Genomic DNA, 25,571 nt, shown 5'->3' with positions numbered 1-25,571 from the left:
AGCGGTGGTCTCACACCCGTTTCCGTGTCGCTCAACTGAGCCGGACCAACTCGGCCCGGATGCCTGCCCGAGGCAGGGTGGGCGCTTGCGCTCGGGACATTACCACGTCCGGGCAGCGTTGTGGTGCCCCCTCGTGCGCTGCGCCGAAGTCGAGTACCCTGCAGTCCACAGGAGGTGCCCATGCCACGTCAGGAGCAGAAGGTCACCGTCGACGGCCATCGGCTGACGCTGACCAACCTCGACAAGACCCTCTACCCGGAGACGGGGACGACCAAGGGCGAAGTCCTCGACTACTTCGCCAGGGTCGCCGAGCCGTTCATCCGTCATGCTCGGGATCGCATCGCTACGCGCAAACGCTGGGTCGACGGCGTCGGCACGGCCGAGGAGCCGGGACAGGTGTTCTTCGAGAAGGATCTGCCCGACTCCGCCCCGTCGTGGATCCCCTCGCGCGCGATCCGCCATTCCACCGGATCCAAGCGGTACCCGCTGGTCAACGACCTGGCGACGCTGACGTATCTGGCCCAAATGGCTTCACTCGAGATCCATGTGCCGCAGTGGACGGTGCGAAGCGGGGCGAAGGATCCCGGCACCATCTCCTCGGACAGCAGGCACCCCGATCGGATGGTCTTCGACCTCGACCCCGGACCGGGACGGGGCTTGGCCGACTGTGTCGAAGTCGCCCAGCTCGTCCGCGAGCTGCTCGACGGAATGGGCCTCGACGTATTCCCCGTCACCAGCGGCTCGAAAGGTGTCCACCTCTACGCTCCGCTGGACGAGACCGCGACGTCCCAGGAGATCTCCGATGTCGCCCACGAACTTGCCCGCAGCCTGGAAGCCGACCACAAGGACCTCATCGTCTCGGCGATGAAGAAGACCCTGCGGCAGAACAGAGTGCTCATCGACTGGTCGCAGAACTCGGCGGCGAAGACCACCGTCGCCCCCTACTCCCTGCGCGGTCGACTCGCTCCGACGGTCGCCGCGCCCCGCACCTGGCCCGAATTCGATGATCCGACGACTGTCGAACAGCTGCGTTTCGAAGAGGTCCTCGACCGTCTCGACAACGACGGAGACCTGCTCGAGCCCCTCACCGAGGCGACCGGCGGCAGTGTCGAAGCACCGCAGGAACCCGAGCGCGATCGATTGGAGATCTATCGGAGCAAACGGGATCCGAAGCACACGAGCGAACCTATCCCCGACAGGCACGGTACGAGCGGACGCGACCTCAGCTTCGTCATCCAGGAACACCATGCCAGCAGCCTGCACTGGGACTTCCGGCTCGAACACGAAGGGGTGCTCGTCTCCTGGGCGCTGCCGAAGGGCCCGCCGACCGATCCGAAGCACAACCGTCTGGCCGTGCAGACCGAGGACCATCCGCTCGAGTACGCCGACTTCGAAGGACGGATCCCCAAGGGCCAATACGGCGCCGGCGAGGTCTCGATCTGGGACGCCGGGACCTGTGAGGTCGAGAAGTGGGAGGACGGGCATGAGATCATCGCCGTCCTCCACGGCCGGAAGGACGGCGGGCTCGGGGGAGTGCGCCGCTTCGCCCTGTTCAACACCGGTGAGCATGGTCCGAACAAGGACCCCGAAAAAAACTGGATGATCCACCTCATCACCGGGAGAGAGTCGAAGTCCGACCAGACTTCGAAGTCTGCGACCGGCCAGGACGGAGGGCCGCGAGCATCGGACATCCAGCCGATGCTCGCTCGCATCGGAGACCTCGGCTCGGTACGACGAGAAGCCGAGGACTGGGCGTTCGAAATGAAATGGGACGGGATCCGTGCCCTCGCGACGGTGAGAGCAGCCAGCGGAGACTCTCCCGGAGGAGTCGTCCTCACCAGCCGCAACGGGAAGGACATGACTCAGACCTATCCCGAATTGGCGGAACTGGCGGACTGCGTCGACTCCGACTGCGTCCTCGACGGAGAGATCGTCGCCCTCGGGCCCGGCAGCCGCCCCGACTTCGGGCGTCTCCAGCGGCGCATGGGGCTGAGCCGCACGGCCGACGTCGAGCGCGAGCGTCGGAGGACGCCCGTGCACCTCATGGTCTTCGACGTGCTCGAGGCAGGAGAGGACTCCCTCCTGCGCGTGCCCTATGTCGATCGGCGGCAGCGGCTGGGGGGGCCACGTGTCCGAGGGCGAGAGCATCCATGTCCCGGAAGCCTTCGAGGGAAGCATTGACGAAGCGATGGAGTCCAGCAAGCAGCTCGGACTCGAAGGCGTCATGGCCAAGCGGAGAGACAGCGTCTACCTCTCGGGTCGACGCACGCAGACGTGGGTGAAGCTCAAGCACTCCATGACCCGAGACGTGATCATCGTGGGCTGGCGCACCGGCACCGGAGAGCGCTCGCCGACCTTCGCCTCCCTCCTGCTGGCAGCCTATGACGGAAACGATCTCGTCTATCTGGGCCGCGTCGGCTCCGGCTTCGACGAACACGGGCTGCGCTCGCTGCGCCGCAGCCTCGACCGGTTGTCACGGAAGACACCGCCGCTCGAGGTTCCGGACGCCGAATCACGTGATGCTCACTGGGTCCGGCCCGCCTTGGTCGGTGAAGTCCGCTACGCAGGAGAGACCGATGCAGGACGGTTGCGCCACCCCATCTGGCGGGGCCTGCGCGATGACGTCGACCCGGGTGACGTCCGTATCTGAACGGGGATCGCTGCCGACTCTGCGCCCCCTTACATGAACGGGGGAACTGCGTTAGTGTCAGTGGCACCATGACCTCGACACCTTGAGGAGAAGTGGTCATCATGCCGAAAACCACCAGTTCGGGAACCCCGAAGAAGTCGGAGCTGCCCGCAACACTGAAACGGTCGAGCCAGAAGGCTCAGCGCACGTTCGCCAAGGCCTACGACTCGGCGATGGATGAGTATCACGATGAGGAACGGGCCCACCGAGTCGCCTACGATGCGCTCAAACACACCTTTGAGAAGGTCGGCGACCGGTGGGAGGCCAAACCTGCGCCCGGGCCTTCCGATTCCCAGAGCAAGGGCGGGAAGAACACCAACCGTCAGACAGCCGGCGGTGTCGATGCGAATGCCTCGAAGGAGCACCTCTATGCAGAGGCGAAGCGACTCGGCATCTCTGGCCGCTCGACCATGACCAAGGACGAACTCGTCGAAGCGCTCGAACGCGAAAGCAGCCGGAAGACGAAGAACAGGTCCTGAACAGCCCAGCACGAAAGCACACGGCTGAATCAATTTCAGCCCGGACGAGAAGGAGAAGAAGTTGAACACACCTGAGAGCATCGCCTACACCGCGAAGGCCCAGATCACCGGTGGCCGAGACGGACACGGAGCCACCGACGACAAGATGGTCGACGTCGATCTGCGCACGCCGAAGGAGCAGGGAGGACCGGGCGGCGGAACCAACCCCGAACAGCTCTTCGCCGTCGGCTACGGAGCCTGCTTCCAGGGCGCACTCGGCCTGGCCGGAAAGGAACAGGGCATCGACACCTCGAAGTCGGTGGTCAACTCGCAGGTGGGAATCGGCAAGGAGGGTGAGAGCTTCGGACTGTCGGTCAGGCTCGAGGTCTCCATTCCCGATGTCGATCACGAGACCGCACAGAAGCTCGTCGACCGCACCCACGAACTCTGCCCGTACTCCAAGGCCACCCGCGGCAATATCCCGGTCGAAGTCGTCGCCGTCTGAGAGCAGTGGTTCGGGACTTCAGTCCTCCTCGTCGTCCTCTTCGTCGAGGGTGCTGAAGTCCTCCACCTCTCGGGGGCTTCCCGCGATGAGGATCTCATCGTTGGCGTAGAGAGTGACATCCTGATCGGCGATGTCCCAGCTCTCCTCGCCGTCCCGCCTGAACGCCACCACGCTGACTCCGTATTCGCGCTTGATGTCGAATGAGGCCAGCGGCGGATCCGAGATGCGCACCGGTCGCAGTGAAAAGAGTAGACAGCAGCGAGATACCGCCGGGAGTGGTTGTCGCGGCGGGCAGCATCAGCAGGCCTGTTCCGATGAGCAGGCGGCCAGATTGGTCACGACCACACGGTCGATGGCATTGCGATGAGGATTATGGACAGACGGCATGCTGTCGACTCCGAATGACTTCCGCCATTGTCACCATGGCTCGACAGTACTGCTGTTCGCCAAGGTCACAAAGGGTCGTCTTTGGTGCAGCCTCATTAATCGGCGCACGTTCCAGAGTGAGAGCCGACTGCTGAACGAGGCTGTGCCGTCTGGGCCAAGGCGGGCGCCGACGGCTAGGGATGCACAGCACGTTCCTCGCTGGAATGACCGGGGGAGAGGCCACCGACCTGCGAGGCACGCAATGGCTCGAAGGACCCGGCCGACTCCGCCCAGAGCACCCGGCAGGTGTTGGCCACATGGTCGCCTCCGTCGTCGAGCATGGCGAGGCGTTCGACGAGGATACGGTTCGGCAGATCCGTCAGCAGGGGCACCCCCTCCTCGGCGGTGGTGTGGTCGAGGTCGGCGAACTTGTTCGTGTCCTCACCCGTCTGCGACCCGAAGTGGCGGGCCAACTCGAGGTCAGCGGAGGTGAGGAAATGGACGGCGAAGCGAGTCGACCGCAGGCTGACCCGGTAGGTGTGGTTGGCCTTCGACAGCCAGAAGCAGTACTGCTCCGGTGAGATGCTCGATTGGGTGTGGAATCCGACCAGGCACCCGGCCGGTTCCCCTTCCGCTGAGGTGGTGACCACGATCAGCGCAGAGTCGACCGAGGCCATGAGGTCGTCGATTCCCGTCTCACTCATTTCGGGCTCCTCTCAGCGTCTGCCGGGGTCTTCGCCGCGGCCGCCTCGTAGCGGAGGAAGAGCGTGCTGTCCTCGACCATCGTGGACTTGAGGTCGAAGTCGGCGATGCCCGCTCCCGACGGTGCGATGCTCACCGGCAGCGGATCGCCGCCCATGAGCGGGGAGATCGACAGGCACAGCTCGTCGAGACGGTCGGCGGCGACGAGTTCGCCGAGCCACCTGGGCCCGCCCTCGCAGAGGACGACACGATGCCCGAGCCCGGCCAGGGCCTGCAGGGCCGCTGCCGGCTCGACCCGGTCTTCGCCGGCGATGATCACCGTCGCCGCCTTCTCGGCAGCCGCCAGGCGACCGGGGTCCGCCTTCGAACAGGTGATGACGAGCGTCCTGGCATGGTCAGGGGCGGCGGCGAAGACCGATGATGACCAGTCGAGGTCGAGGCTGCGGCTGACCACGGCCACCGGCGGCATCGCGGACTGGCCGCCTCGGCGCCGCTGCTCCTGAGCGTCCTGACTCAGCCGTATCGGTGCGTATCCTTCGTTGCGCACCGTCTGCGCACCGACCATGACGACATCGGCGACCTGGCGCATCCGTCGGAACAGTTCCTGATCGGGTGCCGTCGACAGTGCGCCGACGCGGCCGTGGATGGCGGCGGTGCCGTCGAGGCCGGCGACCATGTGTCCGGTCACCCAGCATTCGTGCCGCGGCTGAGACCGGTCGACCTCGAGGTAGGGCGTCAGCGGGTCCGGGATCGGTGCACTGCGTTCGAGAGGCTCCATCCGTGCAGTCTACTCATCTGCTCCAGGCATCGTCGGTGAAGAATCCGTCGATCCATCCGGGCAGTCGGTGCCCGTCCTTCGCGGTATCGAGGGTGTAGGGGGCGACGTGGAAGCCGGCCTTGTCGAGTGTGCGCATGGTGTTCGTCGGCATCTTCGCGCTCGGTCCCACCCATTCGATGCCGGCTTCGGCGATCTCCTGAGGTGATTCCTTCGGCAGGGTGGCGCCCATGAGGTAGAGCGAGGTGTACCCGCGTTCGGCGATCGTCTTCGCCGCTTCGAAGTCGAAGGACTGGACGATGAGGGAGTCGGCAAGTCCGCGTTCGTCGAATTCGTCGAGGACCTGAACGACCTCCGCCGAGGTGGCCCCGGGCTTGATCTCGGGCGCCATGACGACCTCGCCGCCCATCTCGTCGAGGAGTTCGTCGAGAGTGACCGTCGCGGCCTCTTCTCCGCCGGTGGGGTGCTTGATCGTCGCCGAGTCCCATTCCTCCCGGCTGAGATCCCGAATGGGTCAGCTGACACCGTTGAGAGTGCGGTCGGCGGTGTCATCGTGGATGAGGACCGGGGTGCCGTCCTCGAGGAACTGGATATCCATCTCCGGGAGGAACCCGTCCTTCGCCGAGGCGGTGAATCCTTCCATCGATTCCTCGGGGTAGACGTCGGCTCCGCCGCGGTGGGAGATCGTGGTGGGGAAGGCGACGTCGGCGACTCTGTCAGGGGCTGCGAAGTCGTGGTCACCGGGTGAAGCGAGTCCCGGTGCATCGTCGCTCGAGCCGAGGGAGGCGGCCGAGGCGGGGGCAAGGCCGATGCCGAAGGCAGCGGAGGCGGCGAGCACTGCAGTGGCGAAGATCGTCACGGGACGGAAACGGGTGGATGTCGCTCTCTGTGGTGTCATGCCGGTGACGCTACGGAGAGCAGGCGACCTTGCGGCGAAGACGCCGTGAACGCCGCCGGCCGGTCAGGCGAACGGGCAGAGAACGGTCGGGCCGGAGGCGAGAGACGAGGGCGCTTCGAGCCGTAGGTGTCGGTTCGTGCGGCCGACGGACTCGGAGGCCGACGTCGTCAGCTCAAGCGCTGCTGGAATTCGAGGTCGAGGGCGAACAGGTGGAAGGCGTGGATGACGGCGACGGATGCGATGAGGAAGCTCAGCACGATATCGACGATGCCGAAAATCGTGAGCGCCGGTGGGCTGACATAGCCCGGCGACTGCAGGAGCGTGCACCCGATGATGATCGAGCCGGTGAGGATGCCGATGAGCCCGGTCGTCGAGACCCTTCCAGCCGAGGCCGGGACCAGCAATCCGGCGGTGAGGAGCAGCACGACCAGGGCGAAGACATCGGTGTCGTGACCGGTGAGGAGGACCTCCTGCCACAGATTTCCGTAGGTCGTCGTGCTTTCGGCCCCCTGAGAGTAGTAGGGGAAGAACGACATGAGCATGACCAGCAGCGACATTGGACCGTAGAAGCGGGCGTAGGTGCGGTTCACCTTGCCGATGCGGGTGGTCAGCTGCTCGGCGTGGAAGGTCGCTGCGGGTGCGGCAGATGAACGGTCGCTGCTCATCGGGGAACGCTGTCGAGTTTGAGACGGTCAGTGTGGGGCGCGACCGCGATCACGGTGAACGCGGCGGTCATCCGTTCCGTGCGGTCTCCGCCGATGGTGATGACCTGAGCTCGGTAGTTCCCGGCATACCGGTTCGGGTCCGATGCGGAGACTCCCATGACGTCAAAGGTCACCGACCCGTTCTGACCGACCCGCTTCGTCTGCTGGAAGTCGTCGATCTCGCGGGGTGCGGCATCGACATCGAGTCGCACCTCCTCGTCCGGATACAGGCCCTCGACGGAGATACGCACCGAGTTCTTTCCGGTGACGAACTCCTCGCTGGCGATCTGGCGCGGACGGATATCGAGGGACTGGGCGGATTCGGGGCCGAGGGGATCCGTGCTCTTCGGGACCGCCTCGGCGGGGATGGATCCTGCTATGAGGGGGACGGCTGCCAGGACGATGAAAGCGTGTCGGAACAGCACGAGCATCGATGTTCTCCATTCGGGGGACAAGCCTGTTTTCTTCGAATTCTTCATCAGACGATTAGTCGAGATCATGTTCATCTGTGATTGAAAGGCGTCCAGAAAAGTTACAGTCGGGGATTATCTGGGCACAATGAATGGACACGACTCACCGGTCATGCCCGCCAAATTCCGCACAATCGCACAATGCGCTCACTGTGCGATTGAACCTTTCACCCAGAGATGTCCGAGGGGCGATCCGGTTGACCGACGGCCTTGTTCTGCTCAGCTGCTCGTCCCAACCGGTCCGCCAGCGTCTGCAGACTGTCGCGGAGCTCGGAACTGTCGACGACAGCGAAATCGACCTCCAACCTTGCCAGGGCCAACGCCATGGTGGTCGGATCCTGTCCGCCGATGGTCACGAGCGAACGATCGTCGTCAACGGGTTCGACCGTGCCTTCTGCGGGCATGATCATCGACTTCACTTCGGCGGTCGGTGCCATGACGATGACCGTGGCAGAGTGTCGCCAACGAGGCCCGATGGAGTGCCGTTCGACATAGTCGCCGATATCACGGGCGGGCAGAGGGCGCGGTTCGAAGCGGAGCCCACTGGGAGTCTTCGGCGAAATGCGTTCGGCGCGGAAGACCCGCCAATCATCGGCCGTGGGGTCGAAGGCGAGAAGGTACCAGCGGTGCTGGCGGTTGACGAGTCGATAGGGTTCGACCTCGAGATGGAGCTCCTCGGTCGGTTGACTTCCGGGGGCGTCCTCGGGGAGGTAGCGGAAACGCAGTCGCTCGTGTCGGTGGCAGTGATCGATGAGGCTGACGATGAGACCGGGCTCAACGATCGGCATCGGCTGGTTCCCTGTGACCGGAACGGTGAAGTGGGCCAGCGAGTGCACCCTGGTGCGGACCGTGGCGGGCAGGATGTGTTCGAGCTTGGCCAATGCTCGTGCCGAAGTCTCCTCCATACCGCCGATGATGCAGCTCAGCCCCGAGTGGAGGCCGACAGCGACGGCCACCGCCTCATCGGAGTCGAGCGGCAGAGGCGGAATGGCCGAATTGAACGGGGAAAGCCGGTAGCCGCCCTCGTTGCCGCGGGTGCCGTCGATGACGTAGCCGATGTCGCGCAGCGCACCGATATCGTTCCGAACGGTCCGAGGACTCACCTCCAGACGATCGGCCAGTTCCGTGCCCGACCAGGTCCTGGGCACCATCAGCAATGACAATAATCCGAGCAACCGTGCTGCGGTCTGTGACATTTCCGCTGTCTTCCGACGATTAGGAAGACCTCCTGCCTAATCACAGAATAGCATCGTGCGAATTGAGTTGGGGTTGATCGAAAACTACGATGCGACCCCCCCCAGAATTCGGAGGAACAAAGACGTTCATGAGCAAACAACAGGATAATCACGACATCGTCGGCAATTCGAATGCGGATTCGCAGATCCTGGTCCGTGACTTTCTGGGCCTCTATTCCGAGGCGCGGAAGAAGGACAAGGGGCGCATCCTCGACGAGATCATGACTCTCACCGGATGGTCGCGTGATCACGCTCGGCGGCGACTGGCGCAGCTCGCGGCCGGGGTGGTGAGTGACAACACGGCTGCGGTCGGATCCGATGCCCAGGGCCCGGCTGGGGGAGAACCGAGCACGCGGTGCTGCCGGTATTCGACCGAGTCACGGGCCCTGCTCGTCAAGGTGTGGGAATGGTCGGGATATCAGAGCGGAAAGTATCTGGCCGCGGTGATGCCTCAGCTCCTTGACGCGGCCGAACGGCACGGTGCGCTGATGCCCGGCCGCGGCGGCTACAGCAGTCGAGTCCGTGACGAGCTGCTGACGGTCAGTCCGGCCTCCATCGACCGGTACCTGCGCACCGCGCGATCAGCTGACTATCGGGATCGTCGCGTGTCGACGAAACGGTTCACCAGCCCCACCGAGGAGTTTCTCGATTTCGCCTCAGGGCCGAACGCGTCCGAGCCCGGCTTCTTCCTCGCCGACACTATCGCTCACGCGGGGCCGACCCTTCCGCACAACTGCATCTTCACGATCAACGCCACCTGTCTGCACACGGGATGGGTATTCACCCGCAGCCTCGAAAACAACGATGCAGCCGCCGTCGTGGAGCTGCTCGAGTGGTCGCTCGACGAGGTTCAGGGAATCCCCTTCTGGGTCAACGCGATGGAGTTGGACAATGCCGACGAAGCGGTCCACGAGGCGACCGAGCGATGGGCCCGGAAACTCGACATCCATTTCAGCCCGGTGCTCAAAAATCACCAACGGGACCGGCTTCCCGAAGCGTCCCGCCATCAGCACCTCGTGCACGAGTACGGCGGCATCCGTCGGTACGACTCGGGTGCGGCCAGACATGCGCTCAATGAGCTGTGGCGGGCCGTCGACGACCGGCTCAACTACTTCACCCCCACGCGCAAGCCGATCGGGTGGGAGAAGGATGAGCACGGTTGGCGTCGGCGCATCTATGACGGACCGAGAACACCGTTTCAACGTCTTCGCACCGCTGGGGTGATGTCACCGAACCAAGAGGATGAACTCATCGAGTACGCGGCCGGACTCGATCCTGCCCGCCTCTTCGAGGAGATCGTGTTCTGGCAGAAACGCCTCGAGGAGCTCGCTACATGACAGCGACTGACCATTCCCAAGAACCATGACGACGCGGGCTTCGACGGGGTGGAGCGGGCAGGGGCAAGGACGCACCGGGGTCGTGGAGAACGAGGCGATCCTGAGCGAGTACGACCGGCCCGTCCTGTTCTACGTGCTGGCGACGGCGTTTCCGTGGGGCTTCTGGTCTCTTGCGGCCCTCCTCAGCCGGTTGCCGCACCAGAATGAACCCGTACTCATCGGAACTCTGCTCCTCTCCGTTGCCGGCCTGTTGTCTCCGCTCGCCGTCGTCATCCTTCTCATCCGCCGACGGCCGGCGCTTGTGGCTGATGTCGTCAATCGCCTGCATCGGCCGAAGGGTCGCGGGTGGTTCTTCGTCGTCTGTGCTGTGGCCCTGCCGTTTCTCAGCCTCATGGCTGCTCAGGGTCTGTCTCTGCTCTTCGGGCATGGGACCGAACAGTTCCAGCTGCGCACCGGGTTCAGCTTCTCATCAGGACTTATGCCGGTCTGGGTGACCTTGCTCGGCGCGGCTGTGGTCGAGGAGCTCGCCTGGCACAGCTACGGGACCGATACGCTGGTGCGAAAGATGCGAGTCTTCTCCGCATCGTTGCTGTTCACGCTCATCTGGGCGCTCTGGCATGTGCCGCTGTCATTCATCGACGGCTACTACCAGAATGAGGTCGTGAAGTCAGGGCTGCTCTACACGCTCAACTTCCCGGCCTCGATGGTGGCTTTCGTTGTGCTGATGAATTGGCTTTATTTCCGCAGCGGGCGCAGCATCATCGTCCCCATCGTCTTCCATGCCGCAGCCAATGTCTCCGCCGAACTCTTCATGACCGACCCTGATTCGAAGGTGCTGCAGACTGGTCTGCTGCTGGTGCTGTCGACCGTGATCGTCATCAGTGATCGGACACTGTTCTTCGGTGTGCCTCGGCGGAGGGCCGACCGGAATCGAAGCGCTGGAAGTGAGGCCCGGCGCTGACGGGCTCACCCGTCATCTGCGTGTGACGAGCGGTAGGAACACCTCATCAACGATGGCTTCCAGGACGTCGTCGGGCACCTCCTTGAGCGTCATGATCAGTTCTTGTCGGTAGAGGTCGAACGGCACCGCGATCATGCGCGGCGTCAACGATTCGAGGTCGACCTCGTCTCTCTCCGCCGCGCGTTCGATGACCGCGTCCATGGCGCTGCAGCGGCGGGAAAGAAACGAATTGCGCAGGTCGGCGAAGCTTCCGCCCGTCTCTTCGAAGTATCCTCCCAGCCGCATCATCATCTGGATTCCCATGCGTGCACGCGAACGGTTCGTGTGCCTGAGCAGTTCGAGTGTGTCTCCCCGCAGAGTACCCGTATCCGGATGCGGCAGTTCCTCGCTCGAACCGGCTCTGACCGCGGCTGCGTTGATCAGCTCGACCTTGCCCGGCCAGCGGCGGTAGAAGACCGCCCTGCTCGTCTGCGCCCGCTCAGCGCATCCCTCGAGGGTGAAGTCGTCGAACCCCTTCTCGGCAAATTCCTGCCATGCGGCATCCAAAAGGGCTGCCTCGAGCTCGGCGCCGCGTCGTCGGCGCGGCGGTCGCGTATCGGGTGACTCATTAAGAGACATTGCGTATCCTAAAATCTCGCTCTACCATTTAGATACAGATTGTATCTAAAATTCTTCGGGAGTTCCGCGATGACTACTACTCAGACTGCCTCTGCCAGAGTCGACCCACACGTCTGGTGGACAGCCGGCGCGGTGCTCGTCGGTGCGCTGGCCGTGCTCTTCGACACGACGATCGCCGCCGTGGGCCTTGGCACCTTGGCCCGCGAACTCCATGCCGGATTTGCGACCATCCAATGGGTGACCACCGGGTACCTTCTCGCACTCGGCATCGCCGTTCCGGTGACGGGGTGGGCGCAGAGGAGCCTCGGCGGCAAACGTCTGTGGATCATCGCACTGTCCGTGTTCCTGGTGGGCTCGGTTCTGTCCAGTCTCGCCTGGAGTGCCGGCAGTCTCATCGCCTTCCGCGTGATCCAGGGCTTGGGCGGGGGAATCATGCTGCCGCTCATGGCCACCATCGTCATGCAGGCGGCACACGGGAGGAACATCGGGAAGGTCATGTCTGTGGTGAGCCTTCCGGCGGTTCTCGGCCCGATCCTCGGGCCCGTCGTCGGCGGCGCGATTCTCCAGCACCTGCATTGGTCGTGGATGTTCTGGGTGAATGTGCCCTTCTGCGTCATCGGGATCGCGCTCGCGATCATCATCCTGCCCAGAGACCAGCCGTTCCGACGTGTCCCCTTCGACGGCCTCGGCTTCGTTCTGCTGGCTCCAGGGCTCGCCGGGCTCCTGTGGGCGCTGTCGAATTCCGGCGAGCCCGGTGGCTTCGCCAGAGTCGATGTTCTCCTTCCCCTGATCGCCGGCGTGGTGCTCGTGGTCCTCTTCGCCGTTCACACGCTGAAAACGAAGGAGCAGCCGCTCGTCGATATCCGTCTGCTGAAGAGCCGGCCGCTGGCCTCGGCATCGCTGCTGCTCTTCCTTTCGGGTACAGCGCTCTACGGTGCCATGATCCTTCTGCCGCTGTTCATTCAGCAGGTGCACGGCTCCAGCGTGCTCGAGGCGGGAATGCTGCTCATCCCGCAGGGCATCGGCACTCTGGCCAGCCGGTCGATCGCCGGCCGCCTCTCGGACGCGATGGGTCCGCGCTGGCTCGTCGTCATCGGCTTCGTCATCGTCGTACTCGGAACACTGCCGTTCGCCTTCGTCGGCACCGGCACGAGTCGATGGCTGATCATGCTCTCACTCCTCGTCCGCGGAGCCGGTCTCGGCGTGGTCACCGTTCCGCTCATGGCATTGGGATTCCGCGGACTCGACCGCGCCCAGATGCCCGATGCCAGCATCATCACCAGAATCGCCAGTCAGCTCGGCGGAGCCTTCGGGGCTGGACTGCTCGCGGTTGTCCTTGCCGCTTCCACCCACGGCGCCTCGACAATCGGCGAGCTCGCGCTCGGCTTTGATCAGGCGTTCTGGTGGGCAACGGGGCTCGCCGCGCTCGGCGCGGTGCTGTCCGTGTCGCTGCCGCGGAGGAATCCCGAAGAAGCCGAGTGACTCCACTCCTGCTTCGAGTCACTGTCGCCGGAGCTCACCGCGGTTTCAGCCCGGCCCGAACTGTTGAAACCACCGTGCTCCATCCGTGAAACCACGATGAAACCGCAGTGGCGAACACTGGCGGCATGAACGAAACACGCACAGCGTCCACCGGACGCGCACAGGACCGATCAACTATTCCGGCGGTGTCGATCCGAGGACTGCGCAAATCCTTCGGAGACTTCACCGCCGTTGACGGAATCGACCTCGACATCCGCCCCGGGGAGGTCTTCGGACTGCTCGGACCCAACGGTGCCGGGAAGACGACGACGATCAATATGCTCTCGACCCTGCTGACGATCGGCGGGGGAGTGGCGGAGATCTTCGGAGTCGATGTCGCCCGCAACCCGCATCGAGTGCGCCAGCGCATCGGAGTCACCGGCCAGTACGCCTCGGTCGACGAGAAGCTCACCGGCCGCGAGAATCTCCGACTCATCGCCCGGCTGCAGGGGCTGTCCCGCAGCGCGGCACAGTCGATCGCGGCCGAACTCCTCGATGAGTTCGGCTTGGAGAAGGCCGCCGACAAACCGCTGTCGACGTTCTCAGGTGGGATGCGTCGACGACTGGACCTGGCAGTGAGCCTGATCAGCCGTCCGCCGCTGATCTTCCTCGACGAGCCGAACATGCTCAAGGGTGATACGTATCGTGCTTCGTATCTCCAGTGTACCGGCGGTGTCATAGCGTCGAAGCAACACCCTCGGTCGGCGGGGGTCTGATCAGTGAGGTGCACGGGTGGCGCGAGTGTGGTTGTCGTTCAGTGACAGGTCGGAGATCTCCACAGCGTCGAAGGCGGGCTGGTCGGTGCGGAGGATCGCTCGTCACCTGGGGCGATGCCCCTCGCTGATCTCCAGGGAACTCCACCGAAACTCGACGAAGACCCGCGGCTATCAGGCTGTGACCGCGGACGTGAGAGCGCAACGTCGCCGGGCCCGTCCGCAGCAGCGGAAGGTCGCACTCGATCCGGTGCTGCAGGCCAGGGTGGACGCGGACCTGGCCGCGTCCTGGACGCCGAACGAGATCGCTGGCCGCTTGCGCCTCGAAGCCGCAGACCCGACCGTTGAACGCATGGCGAACTCTCCCGATGCACGCGGCCGGACCGTCTCCGGTGAGGCGATCTACCAGTACATTTATGCGATGCCCCGGGGTGAGCTCGCCCGCCGGGGGATCTTCTTGCAGTCCAAGCGGACCACGCGCCGGCCCCGCACGACTGGCTGGTCCCGGGGCGGCCCGATCGTGGGCATGGTCCCGCTCGCGGACCGGGGCGAGGACGCCGCTGAGCGCCGAGTGCCTGGGCACTGGGAAGGCGATCTGATCATCGGGAAGAACGGCACCTCGTGCGCAGCGACGCTGGTAGAGCGGATGAGCGGGTTCACGGGCCTGCTGGCCCTGCCCTCCAAACACGCCGGCCGGACTGCGGACGCGGTCATCGAGTACTTCAACGCTCTGCCCGAGATGATGAAGGCGTCGCTGGCGTGGGACCAGGGCAGCGAGATGGCGCAACATGCGAAGGTCTCGCTGGCCACGACGATGCCGGTCTACTTCGCCGACCCCCACTCACCCTGGCAGCGACCCAGCAACGAGAACACCAACCGGCTCTACCGCGAGTACCTCCCCAAGGGCACCGAGATCCCCGATCACCAGCCCTACCTCACCACGATCGCGGAGGAGATCAACAACCGCCCCCGCCGCCGACTCGGCTTCCTGACACCGACAGAATCCTTCGCTCGACTCCTGGCAAACGAGCCCCATGTTGCTTCGACGCATTGACACCACCCATCTCACCCAGCGTAGGAGTACCCCCGGGATCAGTATTCTCCATCCTCAAACCCCGTGGGGGTATCTACTACCCGGTCCCGCGTCCTCGACCTACATCACTGACATTGCCCGACCGCGAGGAGATATCACACGGGATCGCTGCTGGTCGCTCCATCCGCAGCATCGCGGAAAAACGGCTCTTCAGAGTTGAGTGTGGGTGCGCCGGTGGCGCGAGGTAGCTAGAGGTAGACGTCGAGGACCTCGACGATGCCCAACCATAGTTGCGTATGCCCTGCCGCGCTCGATCGCTGCGACCGATGCGATGTTCTTCTCGACCTCCCTGGCCTTCATCTGCTCGCGGTCACGCAGGCTCCCTCGGGTCTGGTGCTCGAGATGGAGTCCTGCGTTCCGGTCCAGGGATGTCCTGGCTGCGGTGTGATCGCGACTGGTCACGGCCGTGTGGGGGTCGAGGTGAACGATGCGCCCTGGGCGGGTCCGGTGGCGTAAGCGCCGCTGGATCTGTCACGAGGCACCATCCCGTTCAGAGCCGCGCGGGTCGCTTTGCGCCGCTCACGCTATGCCGGTCCGTTGCGGATCTATGAGTGCCCGTCGTGCGGGTCCTGGCACCTGACCAAGCGGCGCAGCTGGGACAAGCCGCCTGCCTCCTAGAGGCCGCGTGCCGGGCCGTCTCGACGGGGAGCACTCCGGGTGGGGTCCTGCTCGTCGGGGAGCAGCCGTTGCCGTTCCCGGAGCGCTGTCTCGCGGGCTTCGGCAGCGGCGCGTTTGATCTCGATGAGCCTGGCGGCTTCGTTCGCCGAGAGGCCGTGAAGCTCTTCGCTCTCAGCTCGGAGCAGTGCGACTCGGGCGCGGGCGTCGCGGGCGATGCGGTGCGGGAAGCTTCGGGGGCCTGGTCGACGTCGCGCACACGGGGTCGTTCTCTACTTGTCGTGCTACGACTTGTGCCGCCCATTCGGATAGAGCTTGGGGAGTGGGTGGCGGCTCGGCCTCCCAAACCTGGCGGAGGTGGGTTCGGGCAGCCTGCATCTGCTCAGTGGCTCCGCGGTACGCATCGCGTGCCTTGCGCTTCCCGAACCTAGCACTCGCGGTCGCCTCCGCCTCGACGATGGCGAGATAGGCAGAACGGTCGCGCTCAGCCTGCTCGGTCAGCGGCGCGGTGACCTCGGCGCGCACCCGCACCGCTCCTTTTTCGGCCTCGCGGAGCACGGCAGTGTGCTCGTCGTCCTCGGCCCGGTGTGTGGCTCGTTGAGTGTCGATCCGCTTAAGGGAGAGTTCAGCGGTACCGATGGTTGCCACCGGCAGTCATCGCTCTGATCGAAACCGTCACACGAGGCATCTCGCGGCTTTGAATCGTCAGGGTTTGGCATGCGCCAGGTGCGCTGTCGCCAGATCAAACGCACGGGCACGAGGCCCGGCACGTCACGCAGCTCGCGTCGTCGCCGTGCGCGTCTGGCCGCCACGACGCCGCAGGTTGGGCAGAAGACGAACTGCCACGGCGTGGAGACGGTGACCGTCACCAGCGTATGGCTGCGCTCGACGGCCTCCACCTGGACCACGGGGATGCTCACGTGTGTGGTACTGGACGCAGGGATCAGTGGTGGGCGCAGCGCTGCACCCCGTAGCGTTAGCCAACGACGAGGTCCTCGGAGGGGCAGTTGCTTGGTCGCTACTGATCGTCGGGGGTCTCGACCCGGACCCGTCCTCAGCTGCCGCCGCAAGTCCCCCTGCCCACTGGTTCTCCGAAGAGTCCGACTACTTCATACTTTGGTCACTGGCTTCAAACCTCTTGGACGATTCGCACAACAGGACAACACTCCTACACTCGAAGCTATGAACTCCTCAGTAAAATCTGCCAAGTATATCGCCGCACTTCGCACGGAACTCTCTGATGCTAGGGCCACGAAACGGGCCGCAGCGCTCATCAATCAACGAGCTCTGTTCCCACACCGTGGCCAAGCAACTCTGACCGCTGAGCAACTCGAGTTTTCTGACTGGGGACGGCAGGGATCTATCACGATCGCCCGGGAATCCGTCCGTCGTGTCACCCGGCAGTTCGACCAGCATTACGGAGCGTTCGTCGGCGGCGCCTCGGCGAAGTGGGGCGCACCCATCATTATCGAACTCAAAGACGGCGTTGTTATCTATGTCCTTTTCAACCACCGGGCCTTCCTCGAAAAGACGGATAATCCGGAGTGGGAAGAAGCGCTACTGAAGTGGTTGCCGTGATCACCGTCAGCCGCCTCACCAAACGCTACGGTGACACGGTTGTCGTAGAAGACCTTTCCTTCACAGTTCCCAGCGGTGTCATCACCGGCTTTCTTGGCCCAAATGGTGCCGGAAAATCCACGACAATGCGAATGATCATGGGGCTCGACCGTCCAACCGCCGGCAAGGCCGATATCGACGGAGAACGATTCCAGGACCTCCCTATGCCATCAAGGACGGTGGGGGCGATGCTGGAGGCCGGAAGCCGTCAGCCGCGAATGCCGGCGCGCACCTTCTTGTCATGGCAAGCGCACGCTGCTCGAATCCCCCGTGCTCGCGTCTCTGAAGTGCTCGAGCTGACCGGGCTCACTGCGGTGGCACAGAAACGTACCGGAGACTTCTCCCTCGGTATGCATCAGCGTCTCGGAATAGCCTCCGCGCTCCTGGGCGACCCCTCCCATCTCATCCTCGATGAGGCGAGCCAGGAACTAGGGCGCGTTGAACAAGTCCGACAGGTTCCGATGGACAGTTGCTCGGGGTTGGCGCCGGATCTTACTGAGTGAGCTGGAGCACCTTGACCGCGCTCCGCGAAAGCCCGGTGAACATTTACTTCGACCTCTTTGAGCTGCGCAGATAGGCTTGGCGTCATGAGCTGGATAGTGCGCACGAAGAGCGAGGCTTACCGCTTCCGGAACGCTGCGCGCATCGAGGTGGAGCAGACCGGGTCGTTGCACCAGGGGGATCCGATGCTTGAGTGGGGATCTGTCACAAAGACTGTCACTGCCCGGATTGCAGAGCTTCTTGACCGTGAGGGCTCGATCAGTTTGTCATCGCCCGTGAGCGAGTTTCTGCCGGAGACAGGACTCCCGAGGGAAGTGGATGTTCGCAGTCTTGCGGAACACACCTCGGGGCTACCGAGGCTGCCCAAGGGAATGATCAAGACTACGGCCGATGCTCGCGATCCTTACGCGAAGTACACCACTGAGCGTTTCGACTCCGACGTTTTGCCTGACATATCAGAGCAACTGCGCGGCCCTGTGGGCTCGTTCGAGTACTCGAATCTTGGATACGCGGTCCTCACGCGTCTGCTTGAGGTGGCCACCGGGAACGACTGGTGGACGCTCGCGGAGCGACACGTCTTCACCCCGCTCGGAGTCACGGACGTCTCGATAGACCCAGATCCAAATAGTGTTCCCGTCCTCCATACCTGGACTGGCCGCGCGTGCAGGCAGTGGAAGCTTTCTGGTCCATTCGTCGGCGCGGGAGGCCTCCACGGCACCTTCGATGCGCTCGAACGGTACGCCATTACCCGCGCACAGCAAACGCCTGGGGAAAAACCATTCGGGTGGGGGGGATGACGGAGAACAATACTGGCATGACGGGGGAACCTTGGATCATGCCGCGTTCGTCGGGATTTCCTATGACGGGTTGAAGGCGGTTACTGTGCATACTCTGGGGCACAACGCAGGGCGGGTCAACAAGACCGCTGCACGCCTCAAGCGAAATTCTCACAGGGCATCGGCTACCACCCGCTTGGCAGGCTAATGACCTCGGTCTTGATCCAGATCAGCGTGGTAGCGAGGCTGATGCCGGCGCGGTAGTTGCGGGCCAGCTTGTCTGAGCGCATCGCGATCCCGCGCCACTGCTTGAGGCGATTGAAGCACCGCTCGACGACGTTGCGACCCTTGTAGCGTTCTTGCTGCTGGTGGCCGAAGTCGATGGGGCGGCCAGGCTTCCTGCGGCGGTGAGCGATCTGGTCGTCGCGTTCGGGGATCGTGGCGGCGATGCCCCGGGCGCGCAGCCATGCTCGGTTCGCCTTCGACGGATAGCCCTTGTCCGCGAGGACACGCTCCGGCCGGGTTCGAGGCCTGCCCTTGCCGGCGCGAGGGACGCAGATGTCCTCGAGCACGGCGGTCATCATCGTGGTGTCGTTGACGTTCCCTCCCGTGATCACCATCCCCAGCGGCCTGCCGCGCCCATCGGCGACGAGATGCAGCTTGGTGGTCAACCCGCCACGAGAGCGCCCAATAGCGTGGTCAGGCGATTCGATCCACGGATCCTTGTGATTCGAGAGAGCCCCCTCGTCCCGCTTCAGTGTCGCGCCGTGCTGATGCACGCGCGCGATCGTGGAATCGATCGACACAACCCAGTCGACCTTCCCGGCCGCGTCTGCCTGCTTCTGCACCTCAGCCAGCAGCTTCTCCCAGGTGCCATCCTCAGACCACCGGGCAAACCGCTTGTAGATCGAGTTCCACTTCCCGAACCGCTCCGGCACATCCCGCCAAGGCGCACCCGTGCGGTATTTCCACGCCATCCCCTCGACCGCGAGCCGGTGATCCGACCACGGCCGAGAACGCCCCGACGCCGTCGGCATCAACGGCTCCATCACAGCCCACACCTCGTCCGAGATCTCGCGTCGCGCCACCACCCAAGACTCGCCCGCACGAACACGACACCACTTGATCAACGCGCCCTAGGCGGTATCCGTTGTTGGTGTCACCAGTCTACCGCCTTCATGCTCGCGGCGTAGGGGAACTGGCACAGGCCTACGGTGACGCCCACCAGCACGACCAGAGCTTCGGGGGTACACAATTACCCCGGTTGGTACCCAATGCTCTGTCGCGCTAGATTCTAGGGAGTTGGAGTCGTGCTCTCGGTTAAGGGCAAGACGGCTCTGACTTCCCACCAACCATTCTGGGGCCCCGATGTGAAGGTGCCGTGGAGGTCCGTCACACGGGCTCGTAGACCCGCCAGCCCTACTCCGGACTCGGGAAGGTCTAGGAGACCGTGCGAGAGTTCGTTGCGAACCTCGATGGTGAGTTTATCGTCGGTGACGACGATGGAGAGCTGGCATCTGACGCCAGGCGTGCCGTGCTTGACGGTGTTCGTGGTTGCTTCCCGCAGTACCGTCACGCTCGTTGGAAGGAGTCCTGGCGGGATCAGGCTGAGATCACCCTCGACCGACCAGTCTGGATGAAACCCGAGGTCCGCGAGATAACCGGCTGCACGTTCGAGTTCCTGCGACAGTTCGAGCGCCCCGATACCTTCGCCCGGTGGCGCGATGGTGTTCTCAGGGTTGTCATCATTGAGAAGCCGCACGAGGCGTCTCATCTCGGTCATGGCGGTGCGAGCTGACGTTGAGATCGCTCTGAGCGCCTGGCGGTGCTCGTCTGGTTCGTTACTGAGCTCGCCGAGACTGGACTGCATCGCGATGCGGGTGAGTTCATGCGCGACAACATCATGAAGCTCACGAGAGACGACGAGCCGTTGCCGCTTGTTCTCCTCCACGAGAGCCTGTTCCCTCTCCCGAGCAGCTTCCTTCTGAGCGATGGCTGCTGCCCGTTCTCGCTGGCTGCGTTGGACAAGGATTCGGATGGACCGGCCGGGGATGAGGAGGAGGATGACGATAGGAATGGGCCAAAATAGTCGGTCATCAACAGCGTCATGGAGGAACCGCCAGCCGATCTCCCAGGCCAGCGCAGTGATGACCATAATGCTGAGCGGGATGATCGTTACCGCATACGAGGCAAGGGCGAGAATGATCGCGCCCATAAGGAGCGGCCCGTACTCAATTTCGAGGAAGAGGGCGCTGACGAGCATGAGCAGGAACGGAGCGAGCGTCCATTTCGGTCGCCATCCGAGTGTGAGGATCGTGGTGAAGTAGCCGAAGGTGAATCCGAGATCCGCAAGGAGCGTGATCGACGGAGCGTCTGCTACGGAGGCGGCGATGTTGCGGAGGTCGTCGAGGGCGCTGACGGCGAAGATGACGGCAAGTGCCCACCGGAGGGGTCTGGGGAACTCGCCCGGACTCTTTAGGTCACTACGCCACGGCGCAAAGCGGCGACGACGAGTTCCACGCGTCCCCTCACTTCGAACTTCCGCATCAGTCCCACCAGATGGTATTTCACGGTCGTTTCCGAGATGAACATGTCTGCTGCGATCTCGCGATTGCTCTTTCCCTGACATAGTCGGTCCAGAACCTCTTTCTCGCGTTCGGTGATGTGCAGAGATTCAGAATCGGCATCATCAACGGTACTCGTTCCGTTGCGTTGGAGTTGAGTGATCAGATGGTGTGTGACGGTCGGGTCGATGGGGCGGTCACCGGCCACGACATCCTTGACAGCTCCGATGATCTGAGCCGGCTTTGCGTCCTTGACAACGTAACCTGACGCTCCGGCGAGAAGACTGTCGATGACAAAGGTGTCAGCGACATGCCCGGTGATGACGAGGATCTTTGCTGACAATCCGTCCTCGACGATTTGTCGCGTGGCCTCCACGCCGTCGGTGCCGGGCATCTGCAAGTCCATCAGGACGACGTCGGGGCTGAGTTCCCGTGCTTGTCGAATGACCGTTGCGCCATCGATGGCTTCTCCGACGACGTCAAGATTCTCGTCGGTGGCAAGATACGTGCGCAGCGCCTGCCGGACGAACGCTTCGTCGTCGGCGATGAGAACGCTGATTCTGCCTGGTTCACTGTCATCAGCGTCTGGCGCGGGTGTGTCATCCATATGATCAAGCATCTACCGATTCTCCTTACTCAAGCAACCACGCCCAGGCCTGTCAGCGCCCTCCGGCCTGTTCTGCACGGTCCAGGCGCTTGCGGTCGACATGGAGCGTACGCGGCGGGAGAGCACGCAGGGTATGGCACTGAGAACCACGAGGCCCGCACAGGCCACGGCTGTCGCGCTGAACCCGAATACCTCAACGCCGACTCCGGCGATCACAGGGGCCAGAGGCAATGCCAGGGAGGACACCAGCGACTGCGCGGCATCGGAACGGCCCTGGAGATGCGCAGGGACCACGGCGACGGTATAGCCACCAACAACCGCGTTGATCGCAGGCACGGCAAGCATACTGATGGCCAAGAGGGCAATGATCGCCATGGGAGTGGCGATGATCGCAGCTATCACAAGGCACGTGCCCATCCAGAGCAGCCCGATGATGATCAGAAGTCCGCTACGGACCCTGTCGACGAGGACCGCGGAGAGCCCTGAGCCAACCAGCGCCCCGAGGGCGACGGCAGTGCCCATGAGCCCGATGGTCACCGGTGAGACTCCGCGGCTGGTGAGATCGAACACGACAGCGGCAAGGACCGCCGATCCCGCGAGGTTCGCGATCATGCCAGTGACCAGCAGAGTCCGTAACACCGGGTTGTGCCAGAGGTAGGCGAAGCCGGCCAAGAGAGAGGTCAGCGATCGCTGCCGTGCGTGGTCATCGTTCCTCATCGAGGGGCGCGCGACATGATTGTGTCCGCGATCGGCTGTGAGGAAGAGCAGACCCCCGGCCAGAATCACGGCGGCGGTGACGAGGAAGGGCAGCACGGGAGCGATAGCGAAGAGGAATCCGCCGAGAGGAGGTACTGCGAGCTCGATCACGGCGCTGCGGCCCTCGGCGGCGCTGGCGGCCATCCCGAATTGTCGGGGGTCAACGATGCGCTTCAGCGTCGCGGTGAAGGCTGGTGCGATGATCCCCGAGCACAGGCCGATGGTGCCGAGGAGCAGGAACAGAGCAGCGGGAGCGGGCCGTGCGAACACCACGAGGGCGCTGAGTGCCAGGTGCAGGCACGTACCGGCGGTCGCACACACGAAGACGGTGACACGACGGTTCTGGAAGTCGGCGAGAAAACCACCGGGGAGCATTCCCAGCGTAGTTCCGATGCTGGTCGCTGCGGCGACAAGCCCGGCCTGAGCGGGTGATCCGAGGACGCTGACAAGGAGCAGCGGCAGTGCCATCGCGGTCAACGACCCTGCGATTTTGACGAGCGTGTCGGAGGCGAACCAGCCGATGAAGAGGCGTTGTCGCCGCAAGGGGCGAACAGGAGGTGGTACTCCTGGCCGAATTGGGACCGTGTGCTGGCTCATCGAAGCGCCTCCGTGGGCGTGGGTCCGGGATGTTCGCGGGTCTGCGAGGAAGCAGGAAGAGCGCTGACGATGTCGATGAGGTCGAAGATGCCTGTACTCAGGCCGCGCAGAGCCAGGAGGACTCCGCCGCCGCCGGTGGCGAGATCGGTTGTGATCCGGCCTCCCCCGTCTCCCTGAACGACAGCGGTGCCGTCGAGGTTGAACGTGAACAAGTCGAGCGCATCCGTAAGGACGCTCCTCGGCTCCTGTGAGGGGTTGGCTACCCCTGCGGCGTGGAAGAGACCGGCACGCCCGAGCTGCAGTCCGGCCATGCCGTTGAACAGTCCGGGGAAGACGCACCCGTGCGCGTCGCATGCAGCGGTGAGTGCGGAAACGTTTTCGGTGACTTCCACCGGCCACAGGTTGCGTGGGATGCCGGGAAGCACAATGCCGAAGCCTGCACTGCCCATGGCGAGGTAGGGAATGGTGCGCGATTTCTGGTTGAGAAGGAGAGCTCGACCTTCGTCAACGGTGATGTAGCGTCCGAGTTCAGCCCGCAGTGCCTGTGTGCATGCGTCACCTATGATGGCGGGGCCCGTGTTGAGGAATCGTGACAGCGCCCAAGCGACTCCGAGATGACCGTAGAGGAGACCCGAGTCATGGTCGTCCGGGGAATCGGTGCGAGTAGGGGTGTCGACAGGAGCGAAGTCTTCAGGCCTGCGGAGGTAGGCCCGTGCCAGACCGGCTGCCCGGTCAGACAGTGCCTGCCACATACCGGAGTCCTCGTGCAGTTCGGGGAGGGACGCGAGGCCGAGGAGGACGCCGGGCAGGCCGTCAAAGACGCGAGGACCCTCGATGTTGAGTATCTCGGACAGCATTGAGGAGGTCAGGTCGCTGCCAGTGAGGCCTCCGCGACCGACGAGGTCGCCGACGAAGCCGGTGAAAAGACCTGGAAGCGATGTTTGCGTGTGCCCAAGGGGCTGTGGACTGGAGCCGGTGAGTCGGTCCAGGATCGAGCGACCGTAGCCGAGCCCGTGCCAGTTGCGAGACAGCGCGTGGTGATGCACCGGGTAACCGGTGCCGACATAGCGCTTTCTGGCGGCGGTGATTCCGTCGGAGAGGGCACGCTCCCACTCATCCTTGTTGTTGACGACTGGGGATCTATCGAGAATGCATTGGCTTGAGTGATCCTGCTCGGTGAGCGGGTTCTCTCCATCGAGCAGGGCGTGGACGCGTGCGGAGAGAGCATCGAGTCGATCAAGCGCGGCCGCCAGCAGAGGATTCGAGGTCGGAACGCCCATGTACTGTGACCGGGCTCGGATCGCGGCGACCACATGGTCGGCACGGTGCAGATCCAGGACGGCGTCGCCGACAGCTGGCCAGAGCAGGAACAGGGCAATCTGGCGCAACCCCTGGAAATCGAAGGCCTCGGGCTGGTGGCACCCGGACATCCCGTAACCCGCGGCGGCCATCGGCTGAGTACACGACCCCTCCTCCAGGCGGATGGCATTCTCGAAATCGATCAGATGGACTCTCAAGTCCGAGGGATCGACGAGGACGTTGCTGACGTGGATGTCCATATGTGCCCAGCCACGCCGATGCATGGCCTCAACAGCCGATTCGAGTGCGTCGAGCACCGCCGCCTGTTCGATCAGCCGGGCTTCAACGTCCCTCTGGCTTGTTGCGCGAAACGCTGACTGGTCGGAGGCCCAGTGGTGGAGGGGCTTGCCCGGGACCTGCTCCTCGATGAGGAAGGTGTTCTCCCACGAAGTCAGACGGGCGAGGACCCGAGGGATGCCGGGTAAGCCGTCGAAGGCGGTGAGCACGTCGTGTTCGTGGTTGAGGCGATGAACAGCGTCACGGCCCAAAGGGTCGAGGCCGGCACTGGGACGGCCCTCTTTGACCACGACCGGCCGGCCGTCGTAGTCGGCGCTGTAGGTGCCGCCGGAGTTGGAGAACTTCAACGCCTGATGCGCTGTGAACGGCAGAGGAGTCTCTGGGGTCGGGTGTTCGAGTTCGTGTAGCCAGGCGCGAAGAGTGGCCGGGCGTGATGCGAAGTCGGGAACGGCGAAATGCAGGGAACGCTTATCGGGGACGCGTGTTCCGTCGCCGGTGATCAAGCCGACGAAACGACCATCCGGACCGTCGACGGGCCGGAACGCCCCATACCGCAGGAAGATGGGCGCGGTGTCCCAACGGCGGTCGGAGAGCACATACGGCCCTCGAAACCCGATGAGAGCGTCTTCCAATGCGGGCAGGAGAGATTCGAGGGCATCATCGGCGGGATAGAGGGTGATGAACTTACCAGCGTGGACGCGAGCACACAGCTTGCTATTGCGCGCGAGGAATCGAGCACGGTCGCTGAGGTGCTTGAAGACAACACGGTGCCGGATCGCGATGGTGGCGACGCGGTTCAGCACATCTTCGGCCTCGCCGATTTCCGCGCTGACGTGAATCTTCCATCCTTGGCTCGGGGTGTCATGGTCTTGTGGCTGATACTCCGTCCACTCCCGT

At 63.9% G+C, this 25,571-nt stretch carries 24 protein-coding genes and 1 pseudogene; 12 read left to right on the top strand and 13 right to left on the bottom strand.

Annotation, left to right across the window (positions count from 1 at the left end):
- Positions 1–180: 180 nt before the first annotated feature.
- The 4 genes from ligD (at position 181) to EB836_RS07175 (ending at position 3,652) form a co-directional block, all read left to right on the top strand.
- Positions 181–2,181 carry a non-homologous end-joining DNA ligase gene (ligD, locus tag EB836_RS07185; RefSeq protein WP_346763080.1) on the top strand — a complete coding sequence of 667 codons (2,001 nt, stop codon included), beginning with the start codon at positions 181–183 and terminating at the stop codon, positions 2,179–2,181.
- A 7-nt stretch (positions 2,182–2,188) separates the two neighbouring features.
- On the top strand, positions 2,189–2,650 hold the full coding sequence (locus tag EB836_RS18695; RefSeq protein WP_346763079.1) for a hypothetical protein: 462 nt from the start codon (positions 2,189–2,191) through the stop codon (positions 2,648–2,650).
- A gap of 101 nt (positions 2,651–2,751) precedes the next feature.
- Positions 2,752–3,168, top strand: coding sequence for a ChaB family protein (locus tag EB836_RS07180; protein ID WP_135538951.1), 417 nt, complete (start codon positions 2,752–2,754; stop codon positions 3,166–3,168).
- Between the two features lie 61 nt (positions 3,169–3,229).
- Entirely contained in the window at positions 3,230–3,652 is a 423-nt protein-coding gene (locus EB836_RS07175; RefSeq protein WP_135538949.1) for an organic hydroperoxide resistance protein, read from the top strand.
- Positions 3,653–3,670: 18 nt separating this feature from the next.
- On the opposite strand, the gene EB836_RS07170 is transcribed toward EB836_RS07175, so the two are convergent.
- From EB836_RS07170 to EB836_RS07140, 7 genes and pseudogenes are all read right to left on the bottom strand, one after another.
- On the bottom strand, positions 3,671–3,883 hold the full coding sequence (locus EB836_RS07170; protein ID WP_240689693.1) for a TrkA C-terminal domain-containing protein: 213 nt from the start codon (positions 3,881–3,883) through the stop codon (positions 3,671–3,673).
- A 329-nt stretch (positions 3,884–4,212) separates the two neighbouring features.
- A complete protein-coding gene (locus EB836_RS07165) occupies positions 4,213–4,722 on the bottom strand; it encodes a flavin reductase family protein (RefSeq protein WP_135538946.1) in 510 nt (169 codons plus the stop codon).
- Positions 4,719–5,498 carry a dihydrofolate reductase family protein gene (locus tag EB836_RS07160; RefSeq protein WP_135538944.1) on the bottom strand — a complete coding sequence of 260 codons (780 nt, stop codon included), beginning with the start codon at positions 5,496–5,498 and terminating at the stop codon, positions 4,719–4,721. The genes EB836_RS07165 and EB836_RS07160 overlap by 4 nt, the downstream gene beginning before the upstream one ends.
- A 13-nt stretch (positions 5,499–5,511) precedes the next feature.
- Positions 5,512–6,393, bottom strand: a pseudogene (locus tag EB836_RS18690) (glycerophosphodiester phosphodiesterase).
- 167 nt (positions 6,394–6,560) lie between these two features.
- Positions 6,561–7,058 (bottom strand): hypothetical protein, encoded by a 498-nt coding sequence (locus tag EB836_RS07150; RefSeq protein ID WP_135538942.1) that lies wholly within the window; start codon positions 7,056–7,058, stop codon positions 6,561–6,563.
- Entirely contained in the window at positions 7,055–7,528 is a 474-nt protein-coding gene (locus tag EB836_RS07145; RefSeq protein WP_135538940.1) for a hypothetical protein, read from the bottom strand. The genes EB836_RS07150 and EB836_RS07145 overlap by 4 nt, the downstream gene beginning before the upstream one ends.
- A 206-nt stretch (positions 7,529–7,734) precedes the next feature.
- A complete protein-coding gene (locus EB836_RS07140; protein WP_135538938.1) occupies positions 7,735–8,763 on the bottom strand; it encodes a WYL domain-containing protein in 1,029 nt (342 codons plus the stop codon).
- A 128-nt stretch (positions 8,764–8,891) separates the two neighbouring features.
- Here EB836_RS07140 and EB836_RS07135 point away from each other — a divergent pair, with 128 nt between their 5' ends.
- Together EB836_RS07135 and EB836_RS07130 are read left to right on the top strand one after the other, a co-directional pair.
- Positions 8,892–10,139 (top strand): integrase, encoded by a 1,248-nt coding sequence (locus EB836_RS07135; RefSeq protein WP_135538936.1) that lies wholly within the window; start codon positions 8,892–8,894, stop codon positions 10,137–10,139.
- Between the two features lie 25 nt (positions 10,140–10,164).
- Positions 10,165–11,100, top strand: coding sequence for a CPBP family intramembrane glutamic endopeptidase (locus EB836_RS07130; RefSeq protein ID WP_135538934.1), 936 nt, complete (start codon positions 10,165–10,167; stop codon positions 11,098–11,100).
- 12 nt (positions 11,101–11,112) lie between these two features.
- Here EB836_RS07130 and EB836_RS07125 read toward each other — a convergent pair whose 3' ends face one another.
- Positions 11,113–11,718, bottom strand: a complete 606-nt coding sequence (locus EB836_RS07125) for a TetR/AcrR family transcriptional regulator (RefSeq protein ID WP_135538932.1) — start codon at positions 11,716–11,718, stop codon at positions 11,113–11,115.
- A gap of 69 nt (positions 11,719–11,787) precedes the next feature.
- On the opposite strand from EB836_RS07125, the gene EB836_RS07120 reads away from it, so the two are divergent.
- From EB836_RS07120 to EB836_RS07090, 6 genes are all read left to right on the top strand, one after another.
- Positions 11,788–13,200, top strand: coding sequence for an MDR family MFS transporter (locus EB836_RS07120; RefSeq protein WP_135538930.1), 1,413 nt, complete (start codon positions 11,788–11,790; stop codon positions 13,198–13,200).
- Positions 13,201–13,325: 125 nt separating this feature from the next.
- Positions 13,326–13,955 carry an ATP-binding cassette domain-containing protein gene (locus tag EB836_RS07115; protein WP_135538928.1) on the top strand — a complete coding sequence of 210 codons (630 nt, stop codon included), beginning with the start codon at positions 13,326–13,328 and terminating at the stop codon, positions 13,953–13,955.
- Between the two features lie 16 nt (positions 13,956–13,971).
- A complete protein-coding gene (locus EB836_RS07110) occupies positions 13,972–15,006 on the top strand; it encodes an IS30 family transposase (protein WP_135538926.1) in 1,035 nt (344 codons plus the stop codon).
- A gap of 1,836 nt (positions 15,007–16,842) precedes the next feature.
- Entirely contained in the window at positions 16,843–17,238 is a 396-nt protein-coding gene (locus tag EB836_RS07100; protein WP_135538925.1) for a hypothetical protein, read from the top strand.
- Positions 17,235–17,780: an ATP-binding cassette domain-containing protein gene (locus EB836_RS07095; protein WP_135538924.1), complete on the top strand. Its 546-nt coding sequence runs from the start codon at positions 17,235–17,237 to the stop codon at positions 17,778–17,780. Before EB836_RS07100 ends, EB836_RS07095 begins: the two co-directional genes overlap by 4 nt.
- An 84-nt stretch (positions 17,781–17,864) precedes the next feature.
- Entirely contained in the window at positions 17,865–18,575 is a 711-nt protein-coding gene (locus EB836_RS07090) for a serine hydrolase domain-containing protein (RefSeq protein WP_135538923.1), read from the top strand.
- Between the two features lie 164 nt (positions 18,576–18,739).
- On the opposite strand, the gene EB836_RS07085 is transcribed toward EB836_RS07090, so the two are convergent.
- The 5 genes from EB836_RS07085 to EB836_RS07065 all read right to left on the bottom strand — a co-directional run bounded on the left by EB836_RS07085 (position 18,740) and on the right by EB836_RS07065 (position 25,477).
- Entirely contained in the window at positions 18,740–19,642 is a 903-nt protein-coding gene (locus EB836_RS07085) for an IS5 family transposase (protein ID WP_205683327.1), read from the bottom strand.
- 206 nt (positions 19,643–19,848) lie between these two features.
- Complete coding sequence (locus EB836_RS07080; protein WP_135538922.1) at positions 19,849–20,817, bottom strand: histidine kinase; 969 nt, start codon at positions 20,815–20,817, stop codon at positions 19,849–19,851.
- Between the two features lie 212 nt (positions 20,818–21,029).
- Complete coding sequence (locus tag EB836_RS07075; protein ID WP_167854385.1) at positions 21,030–21,725, bottom strand: response regulator transcription factor; 696 nt, start codon at positions 21,723–21,725, stop codon at positions 21,030–21,032.
- A 12-nt stretch (positions 21,726–21,737) separates the two neighbouring features.
- Positions 21,738–23,024: an MFS transporter gene (locus tag EB836_RS07070; protein WP_167854384.1), complete on the bottom strand. Its 1,287-nt coding sequence runs from the start codon at positions 23,022–23,024 to the stop codon at positions 21,738–21,740.
- 50 nt (positions 23,025–23,074) lie between these two features.
- Positions 23,075–25,477, bottom strand: coding sequence for a lipopolysaccharide kinase InaA family protein (locus EB836_RS07065; RefSeq protein WP_167854383.1), 2,403 nt, complete (start codon positions 25,475–25,477; stop codon positions 23,075–23,077).
- Positions 25,478–25,571 lie beyond the last annotated feature (94 nt).

Source organism: Brevibacterium sp. S111 (assembly GCF_004745075.1).
GTDB lineage: Bacteria > Actinomycetota > Actinomycetes > Actinomycetales > Brevibacteriaceae > Brevibacterium.
The sequence above is the reverse complement of the archived record's forward strand: the minus strand, read 5'-3'. Positions and strand labels throughout refer to the sequence as shown.

What these genes read in the sequence shown, in the direction of transcription:
- ligD (WP_346763080.1), top strand. Translation starts at nt 181, where the DNA reads ATGCCACGTCAGGAGCAGAAGGTCACCGTCGACGGCCATCGGCTGACG.
- EB836_RS18695 (WP_346763079.1), top strand. Translation starts at nt 2,189, where the DNA reads ATGGAGTCCAGCAAGCAGCTCGGACTCGAAGGCGTCATGGCCAAGCGG.
- EB836_RS07180 (WP_135538951.1), top strand. Translation starts at nt 2,752, where the DNA reads ATGCCGAAAACCACCAGTTCGGGAACCCCGAAGAAGTCGGAGCTGCCC.
- EB836_RS07165 (WP_135538946.1), bottom strand. Translation starts at nt 4,722, where the DNA reads ATGAGTGAGACGGGAATCGACGACCTCATGGCCTCGGTCGACTCTGCG.
- EB836_RS07160 (WP_135538944.1), bottom strand. Translation starts at nt 5,498, where the DNA reads ATGGAGCCTCTCGAACGCAGTGCACCGATCCCGGACCCGCTGACGCCC.
- EB836_RS07150 (WP_135538942.1), bottom strand. Translation starts at nt 7,058, where the DNA reads ATGAGCAGCGACCGTTCATCTGCCGCACCCGCAGCGACCTTCCACGCC.
- EB836_RS07145 (WP_135538940.1), bottom strand. Translation starts at nt 7,528, where the DNA reads ATGCTCGTGCTGTTCCGACACGCTTTCATCGTCCTGGCAGCCGTCCCC.
- EB836_RS07140 (WP_135538938.1), bottom strand. Translation starts at nt 8,763, where the DNA reads ATGTCACAGACCGCAGCACGGTTGCTCGGATTATTGTCATTGCTGATG.
- EB836_RS07135 (WP_135538936.1), top strand. Translation starts at nt 8,892, where the DNA reads ATGAGCAAACAACAGGATAATCACGACATCGTCGGCAATTCGAATGCG.
- EB836_RS07130 (WP_135538934.1), top strand. Translation starts at nt 10,165, where the DNA reads ATGACGACGCGGGCTTCGACGGGGTGGAGCGGGCAGGGGCAAGGACGC.
- EB836_RS07125 (WP_135538932.1), bottom strand. Translation starts at nt 11,718, where the DNA reads ATGTCTCTTAATGAGTCACCCGATACGCGACCGCCGCGCCGACGACGC.
- EB836_RS07120 (WP_135538930.1), top strand. Translation starts at nt 11,788, where the DNA reads ATGACTACTACTCAGACTGCCTCTGCCAGAGTCGACCCACACGTCTGG.
- EB836_RS07115 (WP_135538928.1), top strand. Translation starts at nt 13,326, where the DNA reads ATGAACGAAACACGCACAGCGTCCACCGGACGCGCACAGGACCGATCA.
- EB836_RS07100 (WP_135538925.1), top strand. Translation starts at nt 16,843, where the DNA reads ATGAACTCCTCAGTAAAATCTGCCAAGTATATCGCCGCACTTCGCACG.
- EB836_RS07090 (WP_135538923.1), top strand. Translation starts at nt 17,865, where the DNA reads ATGAGCTGGATAGTGCGCACGAAGAGCGAGGCTTACCGCTTCCGGAAC.
- EB836_RS07080 (WP_135538922.1), bottom strand. Translation starts at nt 20,817, where the DNA reads ATGCTCGTCAGCGCCCTCTTCCTCGAAATTGAGTACGGGCCGCTCCTT.
- EB836_RS07075 (WP_167854385.1), bottom strand. Translation starts at nt 21,725, where the DNA reads ATGGATGACACACCCGCGCCAGACGCTGATGACAGTGAACCAGGCAGA.